General features: G+C 70.6%; 16 protein-coding genes. 2 read left to right on the top strand and 14 right to left on the bottom strand.

Annotation, left to right across the window (positions count from 1 at the left end; all coding sequences use genetic code 11):
- From BGO91_RS07015 to hrcA, 12 genes are all read right to left on the bottom strand, one after another.
- The coding region (locus BGO91_RS07015) for an ABC transporter permease (protein ID WP_290472080.1) at nucleotides 1-1,362 on the bottom strand (1,362 nt) is incomplete at its 3' end.
- Entirely contained in the window at nucleotides 1,359-2,111 is a 753-nt protein-coding gene (locus BGO91_RS07020) for an ABC transporter ATP-binding protein (RefSeq protein WP_290472081.1), read from the bottom strand. The genes BGO91_RS07015 and BGO91_RS07020, both read right to left, overlap by 4 nt.
- A gap of 81 nt (nucleotides 2,112-2,192) precedes the next feature.
- The gene (locus BGO91_RS07025; protein ID WP_290472082.1) at nucleotides 2,193-2,888 is read right to left on the bottom strand and encodes a response regulator transcription factor; all 696 of its coding nucleotides are present in this window, start codon (nucleotides 2,886-2,888) and stop codon (nucleotides 2,193-2,195) included.
- Nucleotides 2,885-4,765, bottom strand: a complete 1,881-nt coding sequence (locus BGO91_RS07030; RefSeq protein ID WP_290472083.1) for a histidine kinase — start codon at nucleotides 4,763-4,765, stop codon at nucleotides 2,885-2,887. Before BGO91_RS07030 ends, BGO91_RS07025 begins: the two co-directional genes overlap by 4 nt.
- A 74-nt stretch (nucleotides 4,766-4,839) precedes the next feature.
- On the bottom strand, nucleotides 4,840-5,733 hold the full coding sequence (era, locus tag BGO91_RS07035; RefSeq protein ID WP_179702190.1) for a GTPase Era: 894 nt from the start codon (nucleotides 5,731-5,733) through the stop codon (nucleotides 4,840-4,842).
- Nucleotides 5,730-7,076 carry a hemolysin family protein gene (locus BGO91_RS07040; RefSeq protein WP_021757120.1) on the bottom strand — a complete coding sequence of 449 codons (1,347 nt, stop codon included), beginning with the start codon at nucleotides 7,074-7,076 and terminating at the stop codon, nucleotides 5,730-5,732. The genes era and BGO91_RS07040 overlap by 4 nt, the downstream gene beginning before the upstream one ends.
- A gap of 8 nt (nucleotides 7,077-7,084) precedes the next feature.
- Nucleotides 7,085-7,546, bottom strand: a complete 462-nt coding sequence (ybeY, locus tag BGO91_RS07045; protein ID WP_290472084.1) for an rRNA maturation RNase YbeY — start codon at nucleotides 7,544-7,546, stop codon at nucleotides 7,085-7,087.
- Nucleotides 7,547-7,553: 7 nt separating this feature from the next.
- Nucleotides 7,554-8,627 (bottom strand): PhoH family protein, encoded by a 1,074-nt coding sequence (locus BGO91_RS07050; RefSeq protein ID WP_290472121.1) that lies wholly within the window; start codon nucleotides 8,625-8,627, stop codon nucleotides 7,554-7,556.
- A gap of 7 nt (nucleotides 8,628-8,634) precedes the next feature.
- Nucleotides 8,635-8,997, bottom strand: coding sequence for a histidine triad nucleotide-binding protein (locus tag BGO91_RS07055; protein WP_039920889.1), 363 nt, complete (start codon nucleotides 8,995-8,997; stop codon nucleotides 8,635-8,637).
- Nucleotides 8,998-9,029: 32 nt separating this feature from the next.
- The gene (locus BGO91_RS07060; protein WP_290472085.1) at nucleotides 9,030-9,758 is read right to left on the bottom strand and encodes a 16S rRNA (uracil(1498)-N(3))-methyltransferase; all 729 of its coding nucleotides are present in this window, start codon (nucleotides 9,756-9,758) and stop codon (nucleotides 9,030-9,032) included.
- Between the two features lie 4 nt (nucleotides 9,759-9,762).
- A complete protein-coding gene (gene dnaJ, locus BGO91_RS07065; protein WP_290472086.1) occupies nucleotides 9,763-10,878 on the bottom strand; it encodes a molecular chaperone DnaJ in 1,116 nt (371 codons plus the stop codon).
- A 31-nt stretch (nucleotides 10,879-10,909) separates the two neighbouring features.
- The gene (gene hrcA / locus BGO91_RS07070; RefSeq protein WP_290472087.1) at nucleotides 10,910-11,929 is read right to left on the bottom strand and encodes a heat-inducible transcriptional repressor HrcA; all 1,020 of its coding nucleotides are present in this window, start codon (nucleotides 11,927-11,929) and stop codon (nucleotides 10,910-10,912) included.
- Between the two features lie 172 nt (nucleotides 11,930-12,101).
- Here hrcA and BGO91_RS07075 point away from each other — a divergent pair, with 172 nt between their 5' ends.
- Nucleotides 12,102-12,614 (top strand): DUF4870 domain-containing protein, encoded by a 513-nt coding sequence (locus BGO91_RS07075; RefSeq protein ID WP_290472088.1) that lies wholly within the window; start codon nucleotides 12,102-12,104, stop codon nucleotides 12,612-12,614.
- 123 nt (nucleotides 12,615-12,737) lie between these two features.
- Complete coding sequence (locus BGO91_RS07080) at nucleotides 12,738-13,118, top strand: DUF4870 domain-containing protein (RefSeq protein WP_290472089.1); 381 nt, start codon at nucleotides 12,738-12,740, stop codon at nucleotides 13,116-13,118.
- Between the two features lie 9 nt (nucleotides 13,119-13,127).
- On the opposite strand, the gene hemW is transcribed toward BGO91_RS07080, so the two are convergent.
- Nucleotides 13,128-14,357, bottom strand: coding sequence for a radical SAM family heme chaperone HemW (hemW, locus tag BGO91_RS07085; RefSeq protein WP_290472090.1), 1,230 nt, complete (start codon nucleotides 14,355-14,357; stop codon nucleotides 13,128-13,130).
- The gene (locus BGO91_RS07090; RefSeq protein WP_290472091.1) at nucleotides 14,357-15,004 is read right to left on the bottom strand and encodes a DUF1990 family protein; all 648 of its coding nucleotides are present in this window, start codon (nucleotides 15,002-15,004) and stop codon (nucleotides 14,357-14,359) included. Before BGO91_RS07090 ends, hemW begins: the two co-directional genes overlap by 1 nt.
- Nucleotides 15,005-15,040 lie beyond the last annotated feature (36 nt).

The raw sequence follows: 15,040 nt of genomic DNA on the forward strand, positions 1-15,040 counted from the left end.
CGCGAGCAGCGCTCCGGCCCCCGCCACGAGGGCGAGATAGGCCCACGGCAGCACCGGGACGACGAACCCGCCGCCCGGGATGCCCGCGAGCAGCGACTGCGCACCGGCCCAGCCGTACACGCATCCCAGCACCAGTCCGGTCAAAAGCCCGGCGACGGTGATCTGGACGCTCTCGGCCAAGATCATCCGGCGCACCTGGCCGCCGGTGAAGCCGAGGGCGCGCAGGAGGCCGAGCTCGCGCGCCCGCTGGAGCACGCTGAGGGCCAGGCTGTTCACCACACCGACCGCGGCGATCACGGCGGAGAAACCGACCAGCACGCTGAAGACCACCATCGTGACGGTGAGGATATTCTCAACACCCGCATAGGCCTCCGGCTCGGACTCCGCGGCACGGTGGATCATCTGGAGCCACGACTGGGCGGCGACGACGAACATCGTGACGAGCGTCACGCCGATGACGAGCCCGATGGCGGTCCGGGAGCTGCGCTCCGGGTTCCGCATCGCGTTTGCGGCGGCGAGCCGGGAGGCGGCGCCGCGACCGAGCAGCATCCCGACGCCGCGGAGGACCACGGGCAGGAACATCGGGGCCGCGAGCACGATGCCCGTGAACGAGAGGATGCCGCCGGGCAGCGCCACGAGCACCCCGTACGGCGCGAGACCGTCGAGGGCCGGCACGCCGGCGAACATCCCGAGCCCCAGGAGCACGCCCAGCACGAGCAGCGCCGCACCGAGGGCGATGAGCGTGAGCGCGACGATCGCGCGGCCACGGCTGCGGACGGCCGCGGCGGGACGCTCCTGCGCCGCGCCGAGCGCCTGGATCGGGGACACGCTCAGCACCCTCCTGCTGCCGATCCACGACGCCAGCCAGGTCGTGAGGACGACCACCACGACCGGCACCAGCAACGACGGGGTGAGCACGGGGTACGGCACATCCGGCAGCGTTCCCGTGAGCGTGAGGAGGCGGGTCGCGAGCAGGGAGAGCGCTGCCGCGCCCGCTCCCCCGGCGACCGCGCCGATCACGCCCACGGTGAGCCCCTCGCCCGCGACCGAGCGGCGCTGCGCCTGGGCGCTGGAGCCGATCAGCCGCAGGAGGGCGATCGTGCGCGTGCGGCCGGCGATGATCGTCGCGAACGTGTTCGTCGTCACGATCGCGCCGACGTAGACCGCGATGACGAAGAAGATGCCCGACACCACCGAGAGGGCGATCCGGACGGTCGCGCTCGCCCCGAAGTCGCTGGCCGCGATGTACGCGCTGAGGACGTTCGTGCAGGCCAGCAGCGCCACGCCGAAGGCGGAGCTGAGAGCGGCGACCAGGATACTCGCCCGGTGCTCGCGGGCGTTCGCCCGGAACGCCCGGATCACGCGAGCGCCTCCATCCCGAGCATGTAGGCGGAGATCTCCTCGGCAGACGACCGCTCCCGCTCGGCGACCACCCGGCCGTCGGCGAGGAAGACGATGCGGTCGGCGAAGCTGGCGGCCACGGGATCGTGCGTCACCATCGCGATGCTCTGGCCGTACGTGTGCGCGGCCTCCCGCAGCACCGCCAGCACCTCGCGCCCGGTGCGCGAGTCGAGGTTGCCGGTCGGCTCGTCGGCGAAGATCAGATCAGGCCGGGTCGCCAGCGCTCGCACGATCGCGACGCGCTGCTGCTGACCGCCGGACAGCTCGTGCGGCCGGTGCGTCAGGCGGGCGCCGAGGCCGAGCGACTCGACCAGGTGGTCGATCCACTCGCGCTGCGGCGGCGTCGGCTTGCGCCCGTCGAGCTCGAACGGCAGCAGGATGTTGCCCTGCACGTCGAGCGTCGGCACCAGGTTGAACGACTGGAACACGAAACCCACCCGGCGCCGCCGCAGAAGGGTCAACTCCCTGTCCGGCAGCGCGGTGATCTCGGTGTCGCCGAGGAAGACGCGCCCGCTGGTCACGGAGTCGAGCCCGGCCATCACGTGCATGAGCGTTGACTTGCCCGACCCGCTCGGCCCCATGATGGCCGTGAACCGCCCGGCCGGGATCCCGATGGTCACGCCGTCGAGCGCGGCCACCCGGCCGGCCCCCGATCCGTAGGTCTTGGTCGCCGCCTCGACGCGGGCGACGGGAGCAGTGGTCTCAGTCATACCTCCACGCTAGGAAGGCGCAGGCGGCGGCGGATCGCGCCGGGGGCCTATCCACCATCCGTCTGGAGGATGATTCGGCGACTACGCCCCCGCACCCCCGGTCAACCCGTGCTCGAACGCGTACACGACCATCTGCACCCGGTCGCGCAGTCCGAGCTTCGACAGGATGCGGCTGATGTGCGTCTTCACCGTCGCCTCGCTGAGGAACTCGGAGCCGGCGATCTCGGCGTTGCTGAGGCCGCGCGCCGCGAGCACGAAGATCTCGCGCTCGCGGGCGGTGAGGGTGGCGAACTCGACGGGTTGGGGGCGTTCGGCGGCGCGTCCCTCGGAGAAGTACTGGAAGAGCTCGCGGGTGGCGCCCGCGGCGATCACCGCGCTCCCCGCGTGGACCGTGCGGATCGCCGCGAGCAGGAACTCGGGTTCGGCGTCCTTCAGCACGAACCCGCTCGCGCCGCCCCGGATAGCGCGCGCGGCGGCCTCGTCGAGGTCGAAGGTGGTCAGTACGACGATGCGGGGTGGCGTGCGGCCCTCGCGCTCGGCCTCGGCGATGATCGCGCCGGTGGCGGCGATGCCGTCCATGACGGGCATGCGGATGTCCATGAGGACGACGTCCGGGCTCACCGCGCGTGCGAGGTCCACGCCCTCCTGGCCGTTGGCGGCCTCGCCGACGAACGCGAGGTCGGGCTGGGACGAGACCAGCATCCGCACGCCCGCGCGGAACAGCGCCTGGTCGTCGACCAGCAGCACGCGGATCGGCGCGCTCTCGCCGCCGGTCACGCGGCTCCCCCGGCCGGGAGGAAGGCCGAGACCACGAACACGCCATCGGCGGGTCCGGCGGAGAGGGTTCCGCCGGCGAGGGAGGCGCGCTCCCGCATCCCGGGCAGGCCGTGGCCGATGCGCGGCAGCATGCCGGTCGAGGACTGTTCGGTGGACGGGTGCTTCATGGTGTTCCTCACGGTGATGACGATGCCGGGTCCCCCGTCGCCGGGAGCGGCGGCCGCCAGGACGACGATGGCGGGCTGGGAGGTGTCGCCGTGCCGGAGGGCGTTGGTGAGCGCCTCCTGCACGATGCGGTAGGCGGCGATCTGCTGGGCGGAGCCGAGCCCCTCGTACGAGCCGATCCGTTCGAGCACGACCGGTAGGCCCGCCGCGCGGATCTGTTCCACGGTCTGCACGACGTCGTCGAGTCCCGGCTGCGGTCCCTCTGGCTGCGACTGCCGCAGCTCGGCGAGCAGGATGCGCACGTCGCCGAGCGCCGATCGTGCGGTCGCCGCGATGGTCGTGAGCGCCTCGTCGACCGCCTCCGGATCGGCGTGCCGGGCGTACCGGGCGCCGTCGGCCTGGGCGATGACGACGGCGAGCGAGTGGGCGACGACGTCGTGCATGTCGCGCGCGATGCGGGTGCGCTCCTGCTCGACGACGACGACCTCCTCCGCCCGGTTGCGGTCGAGCTCGGCGATCGTCTGCGCGTAGCGCGAGAACCGCGCCGCGCGCCAGGTGCGCATGAGCAGGCCGAGCACCCAGGACAGCCCGAGGACGGTCGCACTCACCACGAACAGGAAGGCGAATTGGAGGGCGATGCTCGTGATCGACGACGACAGCAGGTCGAAGTAGCCCTGGGCCAGGGCGGAGGTCACCGACAGGTAGAGCGCCGCGACCAGGGCGCCGAGACCGGATGAGACCAGACCGACCCAGCGGACGACCCGATCGCCGTACGCGCCCGTCGCGTAGAGGACGAGCAGCACCGCGAGGTCGCTCGCCAGGATGGTATTGCCCGTCGTCATCTGGATGACGGCGCCCAGCCAGGCGAAGGAGAGGGCCACCGCCGGGGACATCCGCCGAAGCGCGACGGCGACGGTGAACACCGCCAGCACCACCACGCCGGAGCGGCTGCCGTCGAGGGTGGTGCCGAACACGTTCGCCGAGTCGATCAGCAGGCAGACCACCGCGAACGCCGCGGCGCCGGCGATGTCGAACGTCAGCTCGGTGCGGCTGAGGCGCCGCACGAGCCGGGGCCGGTCCGGATCCCCCTCGGTCACGGTCGCCCCGCCCGAGGAGGCCAGCCAGACCAGGACCGAGCCGCGCTGCGTCTGGCCCGGCGCAGTGTCCCTGGTCGGCTCGAACGCGCGCTGACGGGCCACGAGGTAGCCGAGCAGCCACGCGATCAGGAAGGCGACGATCATCAGGAGGCTCATGAGCAGGAGCCCGACGCCCTGGCTCGTGTAGTAGCCCGCGATCACCGGCCCGAACTGCAGGAACTTGAGCTCCCCGCGCACCGTGAAGAGGTACGCCATCGCCGGGCCCAGCAGGATGGCCGAACCGAAGGCGAACCAGCGGAGCACGCGTCCGCCGTGGGCGGCGATCCCGAAGACCGTGGCGAAGACCGCGACGCTCCCGATCACACGGAACGCGCCCGGCAGCGGATCGGGCTCGGTGAGCTCCAGCAGGATGGCCACCCACACGATCCCGAGCGCCGCACCGGGGAGCACCCGCGACAGGGCGACACCGGCGCAGTAGAACAGGACGGCGAGCCCGGAGAGGGCGGTCGGCAGACCGGCCAGCAGCCACGCGACGAACAGCAGCGCCGCGACGGCCGGCTCCAGCACCCAGCGGTGCGGCGCCAGCGCGCTCAGGAGGCGGGTGCGGTCGGGCATGCCTCTACGGTACGGTCCCGGGCGCGCCGAAGCCGCATCCTGACGCGCGAATCATCCTCGGGATGTACGGGGCGTCAGAACCCGAGACGCCCCAGCTGCTTCGGGTCGCGCTGCCAGTCCTTCGCCACCTTCACGCGAATGGAGAGGAACACGTGCCGCCCGAGCAGCGCCTCGATCGGCACCCGAGCGGCCGCGCCGACATCCCGCAGCCGGCTGCCGCCCTTGCCGATGACGATGGCCTTCTGGCTGTCGCGCTCGACGAAGAGGTTCGCATACACCTCGACGAGATCCTTGTCGTCGCGCTCCACGATGTCGTCGATCGTGACGGCGAGCGAGTGCGGGAGCTCGTCCTGCACACCCTCCAGCACGGCCTCGCGGATGTACTCCGAGATGCGGTCCTCGAGGCCCTCGTCGGTGATCGCGTCCTCCGGGTAGAGCGGGCCGGGCGACGACGGGAGCAGCTTCATGAGCTCGCCCGTGAGGGTGTCGAGCTGGATGGCGCTGGTGGCGGAGATCGGCACGATCGCCTCCCACTCCCGCAGCTCGGCGAGGGCGAGCAGCTGCTGCGCGACCTGCGGGCGGCTCGCCTTGTCGATCTTGGTGACGATCGCCACCTTCTTCGCGGAGGGGTAGTCGTCGAGCTGCTCGTTGATGAAGCGGTCGCCCGGGCCGATCTTCTCGTCGGCGGGCACGCAGAACCCGATCACGTCCACGTCGCCGAGCGTCGACTGCACGAGGGTGTTGAGACGCTCGCCGAGCAGGGTGCGGGGACGGTGGATGCCCGGGGTGTCGACCAGGATGAGCTGGCCGTTCTTCTGGTGCACGATGCCGCGGATGGCGCGGCGGGTCGTCTGCGGCTTGGAGCTGGTGATCGCCACCTTCTCGCCCACGAGGGCGTTGGTGAGCGTGGACTTCCCGACGTTCGGGCGGCCGACGAACGACACGAATCCGGCGTGGTACTCGGTCACGGGCGTACTTCTTTCTCGTGTCTGTCGTGCTTCTGGCGCTTCTCGTCCGACCGGTGCGCGAGCACCCGGTCGTCGGGCGCCGGGAGGAGCGCGGTGTCGCGCTCGACCAGGACGGTGCTGACGTGCTTGTGGCGGCCCTCGATGCGGTCGACCGTGAACCGGAGGCCCTCGATCGACACGGTCGAGCCGACCTCGGGCAGGCGGCCCAGGGCCTTGGCGATCAGACCGCCGACGCTGTCGACGTCGTCGTCGTCGATCTCCAGGTCGAACAGCTCGCCCAGATCGTCGAGCGGGAGGCGCGTCGCGATCCGGTAGCGGCCCTCGCCGAGCGGCTGGACCAGCTCGACCTCGTGGTCGTACTCGTCGGAGATGTCGCCGACGAGTTCCTCGATGAGGTCTTCGAGCGTGACGAGACCCGCGATGCCGCCGTACTCGTCGACGACCATCGCCAGATGGTTGGACTCCCGCTGCATCTCGCGCAGCAGCGCGTCCGCCTTCTGCGACTCGGGCACGAAGAGCGCGGGCCGCGCGATCTCCCCCATGGTCAGCTCGTCGGCGCCGAGCGGGCGCTCGAAGCTGAGCTTGGCGACATCCCGCAGGTAGAGCACGCCGACGACCTCGTCGGGGTCCCCGTCGATGACCGGCATGCGCGAGACGCCCTTGCTGAAGAACAGGCCCATCGCCGTGCCGAGACCCGCCGACGTGTCGAGGGCGATCATGTCCGTGCGCGGGATCATCACCTCGCGCACGACGGTGTCGCTGAACTCGAAGATCGAGTGGATGAGCTCCCGGTCGTCCTCCTCGAGCACGTCGAACTCCGCCGCCTCGTCGACGATGCTGAGCAGCTGCTCCTCGCTCGTGACCGGGGCCGAACGCGCGCGGGAGGGCGTCACGCGGTTGCCCAGCGCGACCAGGCCGCCCGGGATGGGGCCGAGCACGACGCGCACGAAGCGCACGAGTCCGGCGGTCGTGCGCAGCAGCACGGTCGAGTTCGCGCGCCCCACGCTCCGCGGGCTGACGCCCACCAGCACGAACGACACGCCCGTCATGATGAGGGCGGCCAGGATCAGTGAGATCCACCACTCGTCGAAGATCTGCTCGAAGGCGAGCGTGACGAGCACGGCGGCCGTGGTCTCCGCGATGATGCGGCTGAAGTTGACCGCGTTCAGGTACGGGCCCGGGTCCTCGGAGATCGCCAGCAGCGCCTTCTTGGACCGGGAGGTCTCCGCCAGGTCGGCGATGTCGCCGCGCGACTGCACGCCCAGGGCGGAGTCGACGGCGGCCATCAGACCGCCGAAGGCGACGAGGACGAACGCGACGATGAAGAACAGCGCCGGGAGCATCGTGCCTCCTAGCGCTGTCGGTCGTAGCGGGAGAAGCCCACCAGGATGTCGCGCTGGATCCCGAACATCTCGCGCTCCTCGGCCGGCTCCGCGTGGTCGAAGCCCAGCAGGTGCAGGATGCCGTGGGTCGTCAGCAGCAGCAGCTCGTCCATCAGGGTGTGCCCGGCCGTCTCGGCCTGCACCTGCGCCACCTGCGGGCAGAGCACGACGTCGCCGAGCAGTCCGGCCGGCGACGGCTCCTCCTCGGTGCCGGGACGCAGCTCGTCCATCGGGAAGCTGAGCACGTCGGTCGGGCCGGGCTCGTCCATCCACTGCACGTGCAGCTGCTCCATGGCGGCCTCGTCGACGAGCACGATCGCGAGCTCGGCGTCCGGGTGGACGTGCATGATGTCGAACGCGTACGAGGCGAGGCGCTGGAGGGCGGCCTCGTCCACCTCGATCGCGGACTCGTTGTTGATCTCGATGCTCATGGCGGCCCTATCGTCGCTTCGGGAGGTGGTCGCGCGCGGCCCCGCGGCGTTCGGCGCGGTTCGCGAACTCGGCGGCCTTCTCGCGCTCGTACAGGCGCGCCTGCTGCTTGGCGTCGTACTCGGTGTACGCGTCGACGATGCGGCCCACCAGGGTGTGGCGCACGACGTCCTCGCTGGTCAGCTGCGCGAAGTGGATGTCGTCGACGTCCTTGAGGACGCGCGTCACGAGCCGCAGGCCGCTCGCCGCGTTCGGGAGGTCGATCTGCGTGATGTCGCCCGTCACGACCATCTGCGAGCCGAAGCCCAGACGGGTGAGGAACATCTTCATCTGCTCGGGCGTCGTGTTCTGCGCCTCGTCGAGGATGATGAACGAGTCGTTCAGCGTGCGGCCGCGCATGTAGGCGAGCGGAGCGACCTCGATGGTGCCCGCCGCGAGCAGCTTCGGCACCAGCTCCGGGTCCATCATCTCGTTGAGCGCGTCGTACAGCGGGCGGAGGTACGGGTCGATCTTGTCCGTGAGCGTGCCGGGCAGGTAGCCCAGGCGCTCCCCCGCCTCCACCGCCGGGCGCGTCAGGATGATGCGGTTGACCTCCTTGCGCTGGAGGGCCTGCACCGCCTTCGCCATCGCGAGGTACGTCTTGCCCGTACCGGCCGGGCCGATTCCGAAGACGATGGTGCTCTCGTCGATCGCGTCGACGTACTTCTTCTGCCCGAGCGTCTTCGGGCGGATGGTCTTTCCGCGCGTGGTCAGGATGGCCTGGCCCAGCACGTCCGCGAGACTCGTGGCGTTGTCGTTGTCGAGGATCTTGGCCGACGTCGTGACCTCGGCCGGGCTGATGTCCTGCCCGTTGCGGACGAGCTGCAGCAGCTCCTCCAGCAGCCGCCGTGCGGCCTCCACCTGCGTGGCGTCCCCGGTCAGGGTGATCTCGTTGCCGCGCACGTGCACGCTGACGAGCGGATACTGCCGCTCCAGCGTGGTGAGGAGCCGGTCCTGCGGTCCGAGCAGCCGGACCATCTGGACGCCGTCGACGTGCAGACGCGCCTCGGCGGCCCCGTTCGACGCGGCGCCCGCCTCGGGCATCGGTTCGCTAGTCGGCAAGGCTTCCTTCCTCGAGCGACCCGCCGGGGCCGGCGCTCAGTACGTGGGCGTGCACATGGAACACGGTCTGTCCCGCGCCCGCACCGGTGTTGAAGACCAGACGGAAGTCGCCTCCCGCCTCGGCGGCGAGGCGCTTCGCGACGGACACGATCTCGGCGAGCAGCGCCGGGTCGCCGGCGGCGAGCTCCGTCACGTCGCGGTACTGCTCGGTCTTGGGGACGACGAGGAGATGCACCGGCGCCTTGGGCGCGATGTCGCGGAACGCGATGATGCGCTCGCCGTCGTAGACGATGTCGGCCGGGATCTCGCCCGCGACGATGCGCGAGAAGATCGAGGGCTGTGCGCTTTCCATGGGGTCCATCCTATTCGCCCGCCCTGAGGGGTCTACCAGCGACCGAGCGCGGCGTTCAGCACCGCGAGGGCCGCGGGGCCGGCGGTGGAGGTGCGGAGCACCGTGTCGCCGAGGCGCACGATGCGCGCACCCGCGCCGTGGAGCACCTCGAGCTCGCCCGGTGCGATGCCGCCTTCGGGGCCGACGACGAGGATGAGGTCCCGCTCGCCCGGCGTGAACGCCGTCAGGGCGGTGTCCCCCGTCGGCTCCAGCACCAGCACGTCCGCGTCGACGGTCAGGGCGGCGATCTGCGCGGTCGTGGCCAGCTCACCGACCTCCGGCACCCAGGCGCGGATGGACTGCTTCGAGGCCTCCCGGACGATCGTCGACCAGCGGTCACGGCCTTTCGCGATCTTCGCGCCGTCCCAGCGGGACACCGAACGCGACGCGGACCACGGGACGACGCGATCGACGCCGAGCTCTGTCGCCGCCTGGATCGCCAGCTCGTCGCGGTCGCCCTTCGCCAGCGCCTGCACGAGGGTGATGCGCGGTGCGGGCCGCTCCTCCTGCCGCACCGAGGCGACCTCGATCGTGAGTTCGGCTCCGGTCGCGACGACCACCTCGCCCGCGGCGACCAGGCCGCGGCCGTTGCCGATGAGCACGGTCTGGCCAGGGCGGGTGCGGTTCACGGTCGCGGCGTGCTTGGCCTCGGGGCCGGTGAGCGTCAGGCGGCCCCCGGCGTCCACGGCCTCGAGGTCCTCCCGCAGATAGAGCGAGCTCATCGGGTCAGAAGTTCAGGAACCGGTCGCGCAGCTTGGCGAAGAGCCCCTGCTGGAAGCGCGCGAGCGACGGCTCCACCGAGTGGTGCGTCGCCGCGAACTTCTTGATGAGCTCCTTCTCCTTGTGGTCGAGCTTCGTCGGCGTGACCACCTGGATCCCGACCTTCAGGTCACCGCGGCCGCTGCCGCGCAGGTGCGTGATGCCGCGATCCTTCACGGTCACGATGTCGGCGCTCTGCGTGCCTGCTTTCAGCTCGAGGCGGATGTCGCCGTCGAGCGCCTTGACCGACGCCGTCGTGCCGAGGATCGCGTCCACCATCGACACCTCGAGGGTGCAGAGGAGGTCGTCGCCGTCGCGGCTGAAGACATCGTGGTGCTTGACCTTGATCTCGAGGTAGAGGTCGCCGTTCGGGCCGCCCGCGGGGCCCGCCTCGCCGCTGCCCGGCATCTGCAGGCGCAGGCCGGTGTCGACGCCGGCGGGGATGTCCACCGGAACGGTGCGGCGGGCGCGCACGCGGCCCTGACCCTGGCAGGTGACGCACGGGGTGGCGATGACGGTGCCGTAGCCGCGGCAGCTGCCGCACGGGCTCGACGTCATCACGTTGCCGAGCAGGGAGCGCACGGAGCGCTGGATGCTGCCGGTGCCGTGGCAGATGTCGCAGGTGACCGGCGCGGTGCCGGGCTGGCAGCAGGAGCCGTTGCAGGTCTCGCAGACGACGGCGGTGTCCACCTCGAGGTCGCGGTGGGTGCCGAAGACGACCTCGTCGAGATCGATCTCCACGCGCAGCAGGGCGTCCTGCCCGCGCTCGCGCCGGGACCGCGGACCACGGGAGGCGCCCCCTCCTCCCCCGAAGAACGTCTCGAAGATGTCCCCGAAGCCGGCGAAGTCGCCCTGGCCTCCCCCGCCGCCGAAACCGCCGGACCCGCCGAGGTCGTACTGCTGGCGCTGCTGCGGGTCGCTGAGCACGTCGTACGCGTGCGTGACGAGCTTGAACCGCTCCTGGGCCTCGGAGCTCGGATTCACGTCCGGGTGCAGCTCGCGCGCGAGCCGGCGGTACGCCTTCTTGATCTCGTCGGGGGTGGCGTTGCGCTCAACGCCCAGTACTTCGTAGTGGTCGGCCACGTAAGGCTGTTCCTTCTCGTTTGTCGTGGTTCTAGTCGCCGAGGAGGCGAGAGAGGTAGCGGGCGACCGCGCGGACCGCGGCCATGTTGCCCGAGTAATCCATGCGGAGCGGGCCGAGCAGCCCGATGCGGGCGACGTCGGAGCCGGCGGCGCTGTAGCCGCTCGACAGGATCGACGCCTCGCTCAGCCCGAGGACGGCGTTCTCGCGCCCGATGCTGACGGCGACGCCGTGCTGGTCGTGCGCCATCTCGTCGAACAGGCGCAGCAGCACCACCTGCTCCTCGATCGCCTCGAGCACCGGGGTGATCGTGCCGGGGAAGTCGGTCTCGGTGCGGACGAGGTTGGCGGCCCCGGCCATCACGAGGCGCTCCTGGCGGTTCGCGGCGATCTGGTCGAGCAGCGCGCTCGCGACCGGCGAGACCAGCTCACGGGTCCGCTCGGTCAAGGCGTCCGGCAGCTGACGCAGCCGGGCGGTGGCGTCGGGGAGCGAGAGTCCCGCCGCCGCGCCGTTGATCGCTCCGCGGATCTCCGCGATCTCCTGGTCGCTCAGCGCGGCGTTCAGCTCGATCACACGCTGCTCGACCGCGCCCGAGTCCGTGATCAGCACGCTCAGGAGGCGGTGCGGCGCCAGCGACACCAGCTCGATGTGCCGGATGCGGGAGCGGGAGACCGACGGGTACTGCACCAGCGCGACCTGGTTGGTCAGCTGCGAGAGCAGGCGGACGGTGCGTGCGAGCACGTCGTCCAGGTCGATCGACTCGCCGAGGAACGCCTCGATGGCGGTGCGCTGCGCCGTGGTGAGCGGACGCATCTCGGAGAGGTGGTCGACGAACAGCCGGTAGCCCTTGTCGGTCGGGACGCGCCCGGACGACGTGTGGGGAGCCGCGATGAGCTCCTCCTCCTCGAGCAGGGCCATGTCGTTGCGGATCGTCGCGGCCGAGACGCCGAACGAGTGCCGCTCGACGATGCTCTTCGAGCCGACCGGCTCGCGGGAGGCGACGTAGTCCTGCACGATCACCCGAAGGACCTCGAGACTGCGCTCGGAGACCATGACACCCTCCCGTCGACCCTGTGACAGCGAATTCACTTAGCACTCAGCGTTCTTGAGTGCTAATCATATCGCGCGAACGGCCGTCACGAGTTATTGTCCGCGGGCGCGCTCGGCGGTACCGTATGCGCACCGGGTCGACTCCGTCGCATCCGATCATGAAAGGGCAACACGCATGTCCGATCCGAATCAGCCTGTGGACCCGAACAACGGCGTTCCTCCGCAGCAGCCATACGGCGACGTCCCGCCGCAGCAGCCGTACGGCAACGTCCCTCCCCAGCAGCCCTACAACGGCACGCCTCCGCAGCAGCCGTACGCCGCTCCCGCCGCGCCGCTGGACGCCGCGCAGGACAAGCAGTGGGCGTCGTTCGCCCACCTCGGCGGCATCCTCTGGATCCTCCCCTCCCTCATCATCTGGCTGGTCTTCAAGGACCGCGGCGCGAAGACGAACGTCGAGGGCAAGGAGGCGCTCAACTGGCAGATCACCTGGATCATCGTGTGGGTGGCGTCGCTGATCGTCGGTGTCATCATCGGCGGCTTCACGTTCGGCGTCGGCTACCTGCTCTTCACTCTGCTGATCCCGTGGGTGCTCTACATCGTGAACCTGGTGTTCTCGATCCTCGGCTTCGTCAAGGTCAATGGAGGGGGCTCCTACCGGTACCCGGTGAACTTCCGCTTCATCAAGTAGAACGGTGGTCTCGGGCCGAATGGCTCTCGGTTTCTTCTCAGCCTCGGCCCTCCGGCCCTAGGCTGTGTGGGTAATCGTCCGCCGATCAGCCCGGGACCTCCGGGCTCTTTGCAAGGAGACTCCATGTCCGCAACGCCCCCACCGCCGCCCCAGCAGCCGTACGGAGGCGCCTCTCAGCAGTTGAGCCCCTCCGACGAGAAGCTCTGGGCGACGCTCGTCCACGTCGGCGGGATCCTCTTCGGATGGCTCCCTGCGCTCATCGGGTACCTCGTGCTCAAGGAGCGCGGCCCGTTCGTGCGCTCCCACACCGCCACGGCGCTGAACTTCCAGATAACCCTGTTCATCGGCACCGTGGTCGGCTGGATCACGAGCTTCGTCGTCGTCGGGATCTTCATCCTGCTGGCCGTCTGGGTCGTGAACATCGTCTTCAGCATCATGGCCGCTCTCAAGGCGAACCGCGGCGAGTACTACACGTACCCGATCGCCATCAAGTTCGTGAGCTGACGCTCCCGATCACACCTCGGCGAGCAGCCGTCTCACGACGGCGTCCGCCAGAAGCCGTCCTCGCAGGGTCAGGGTCACCGATCCGGCGAGGGCGGCTTTTCCGTCGATCAGGCCGTCGGCGATGAGTCCCGCGATCTCCCGGCGACCCTCGGCGGAGAGCTCGGCCGTGCGGATGCCCTCCCGGATGCGCGTGAGCAGCAGCACCCGCTCCACCCGGCGCGTCTCGGTGTCGAGCGTCTCCCGGCCGGCGGCGGGCGACTCCCCCGCGAGCACGCGCTGGGCGTACGCGGCGGGATGCTTGACGTTCCACCAGCGCACGCCGCCGACGTGGCTGTGCGCGCCCGGCCCGATGCCCCACCAGTCGTGGCCGAGCCAGTACGAGAGGTTGTGGCGCGAGCGGTGGTCGCCGTCGCGGGACCAGTTACTGACCTCGTACCAGTCGTAGCCGGCCGCGGCGAGTCGCGCGTCCGCGAGCTCGTACATGTCCGCCTGGAGATCCTCGTCGGGCTCCGGGACCTGTCCGCTCTTGATCTGGCGCGCGAGTTTGGTGCCCGCCTCGACGATCAGCGAGTACGCCGAGAGGTGGTCGGGGGCGCAGGCGAGCGCCGTGTCGAGGCTCCGCTCCCAGTCGGCGAGCGACTCCCCCGGCGTGCCGTAGATCAGGTCGAGGCTCACCTGGAGGCCGGCGTCGCGCGCCCACTCGACGACCAGTGGGATGCGCTCGGGGTCGTGGGTGCGCTCCAGCGTCGCGAGGACGTGCGGGACGGCGGACTGCATCCCGAACGACACCCGGGTGAAGCCGGCGTCGGCGAGGCGGCGCAGGTCCTCCGCGTCCACGGAGTCGGGGTTCGCCTCGGTCGTGACCTCGGCGCCCGGCGCGAGGCCCCATGCGTCGCGAACCGCGCCGAGCATGGCGCCGAGATCCGACGGCGGCAGGAGGGTCGGCGTGCCGCCGCCCAGGAACACGGTCGACACCGGTCGCTCCGGCAATCCGCTCGCCTGCAGGGCGCGCGCGGCGAAACGGACCTCGGAGACCGCGTGCCCGGCGTACTCGGACTGGCTCACACCGCGGAGCTCCGTGGCCGTGTACGTGTTGAAGTCGCAGTACCCGCAGCGCACCCGGCAGAACGGCACGTGCAGGTAGACGCCGAAGTCGCGGTCCGCCGCACCGTCGAGCGACGACTCCGGGAGGATGCCGTCGGCGGGCGCGGGGTCGCCGAGCGGGAGGGCGCTCGGCATCAGGCCGACCGTGCGGGGAGCAGCGAACGCAGGTACTTCGTCGTGAAGCGGTTCTGTACCACCCGGAGCACCGGCGCGACGAGACGGTAGAAGCCGGTCGACGGGCGCGAGAACGACCGCAGGACGAACCACACGGTGCCGTCCTCGTGGCGCTCCACGAAGAACGCCTCCTCGCCGCTCTCCGGGTGTCCGTGCAGCGTGCCGTACGCGAAGCCCGCGCGGTCCGGCTCGTCCACCACGTAGACGACGCGGATCGGAGCGGAGACCTTGAACGGGCCGAACGGCACCTTGAGCACGGCCGTCATCCCGTTGCGGATGTACGGGGAGCCGTCGTCGGCGAAGACGTCCTCCTCCACGCGGTGCTCCCGCATCCCCTTCGGCGTGCCGTCGGCGTCGTACTCGATGCCCTCGTACTGCACGCCGGTGCCCTCGCTCACCTCGGTGACGAGGATGCCGCTGCCGCGCTGCACGCCCCACGTCATCAACGCGGTGGCCGCCGTCTCGAACCGCTCGTCGCCCGAGCCGAGACGCGTCCTCTTCTGCAGAGGCCGGTAGCCCTTCGGCGGGTAGTAGAGCAGGTCGGGGGCCTGCGTTCCACCGACGGCGCCGTACGTGACGGGCTGGTCGGTGAAGGTGGAGCGGCGCATGGTGTCTATCCTCCGCCAATCCGCGCCCCAGCGCGA

This window comes from Leifsonia sp. 71-9 (assembly GCF_001898805.1).
Classification (GTDB): Bacteria; Actinomycetota; Actinomycetes; order Actinomycetales; family Microbacteriaceae; genus Leifsonia.

Bases quoted from the DNA above. Each gene is read 5' to 3' on its own strand.
- BGO91_RS07020 (WP_290472081.1), bottom strand. From the start codon at position 2,111: ATGACTGAGACCACTGCTCCCGTCGCCCGCGTCGAGGCGGCGACCAAG.
- BGO91_RS07050 (WP_290472121.1), bottom strand. From the start codon at position 8,627: ATGCCCGAGGCGGGCGCCGCGTCGAACGGGGCCGCCGAGGCGCGTCTG.
- BGO91_RS07090 (WP_290472091.1), bottom strand. From the start codon at position 15,004: ATGCGCCGCTCCACCTTCACCGACCAGCCCGTCACGTACGGCGCCGTC.
- BGO91_RS07055 (WP_039920889.1), bottom strand. From the start codon at position 8,997: ATGGAAAGCGCACAGCCCTCGATCTTCTCGCGCATCGTCGCGGGCGAG.
- BGO91_RS07040 (WP_021757120.1), bottom strand. From the start codon at position 7,076: ATGCTCCCGGCGCTGTTCTTCATCGTCGCGTTCGTCCTCGTCGCCTTC.
- hemW (WP_290472090.1), bottom strand. From the start codon at position 14,357: ATGCCGAGCGCCCTCCCGCTCGGCGACCCCGCGCCCGCCGACGGCATC.
- ybeY (WP_290472084.1), bottom strand. From the start codon at position 7,546: ATGAGCATCGAGATCAACAACGAGTCCGCGATCGAGGTGGACGAGGCC.
- BGO91_RS07030 (WP_290472083.1), bottom strand. From the start codon at position 4,765: ATGCCCGACCGCACCCGCCTCCTGAGCGCGCTGGCGCCGCACCGCTGG.
- BGO91_RS07060 (WP_290472085.1), bottom strand. From the start codon at position 9,758: ATGAGCTCGCTCTATCTGCGGGAGGACCTCGAGGCCGTGGACGCCGGG.
- BGO91_RS07080 (WP_290472089.1), top strand. From the start codon at position 12,738: ATGTCCGCAACGCCCCCACCGCCGCCCCAGCAGCCGTACGGAGGCGCC.
- hrcA (WP_290472087.1), bottom strand. From the start codon at position 11,929: ATGGTCTCCGAGCGCAGTCTCGAGGTCCTTCGGGTGATCGTGCAGGAC.
- BGO91_RS07075 (WP_290472088.1), top strand. From the start codon at position 12,102: ATGTCCGATCCGAATCAGCCTGTGGACCCGAACAACGGCGTTCCTCCG.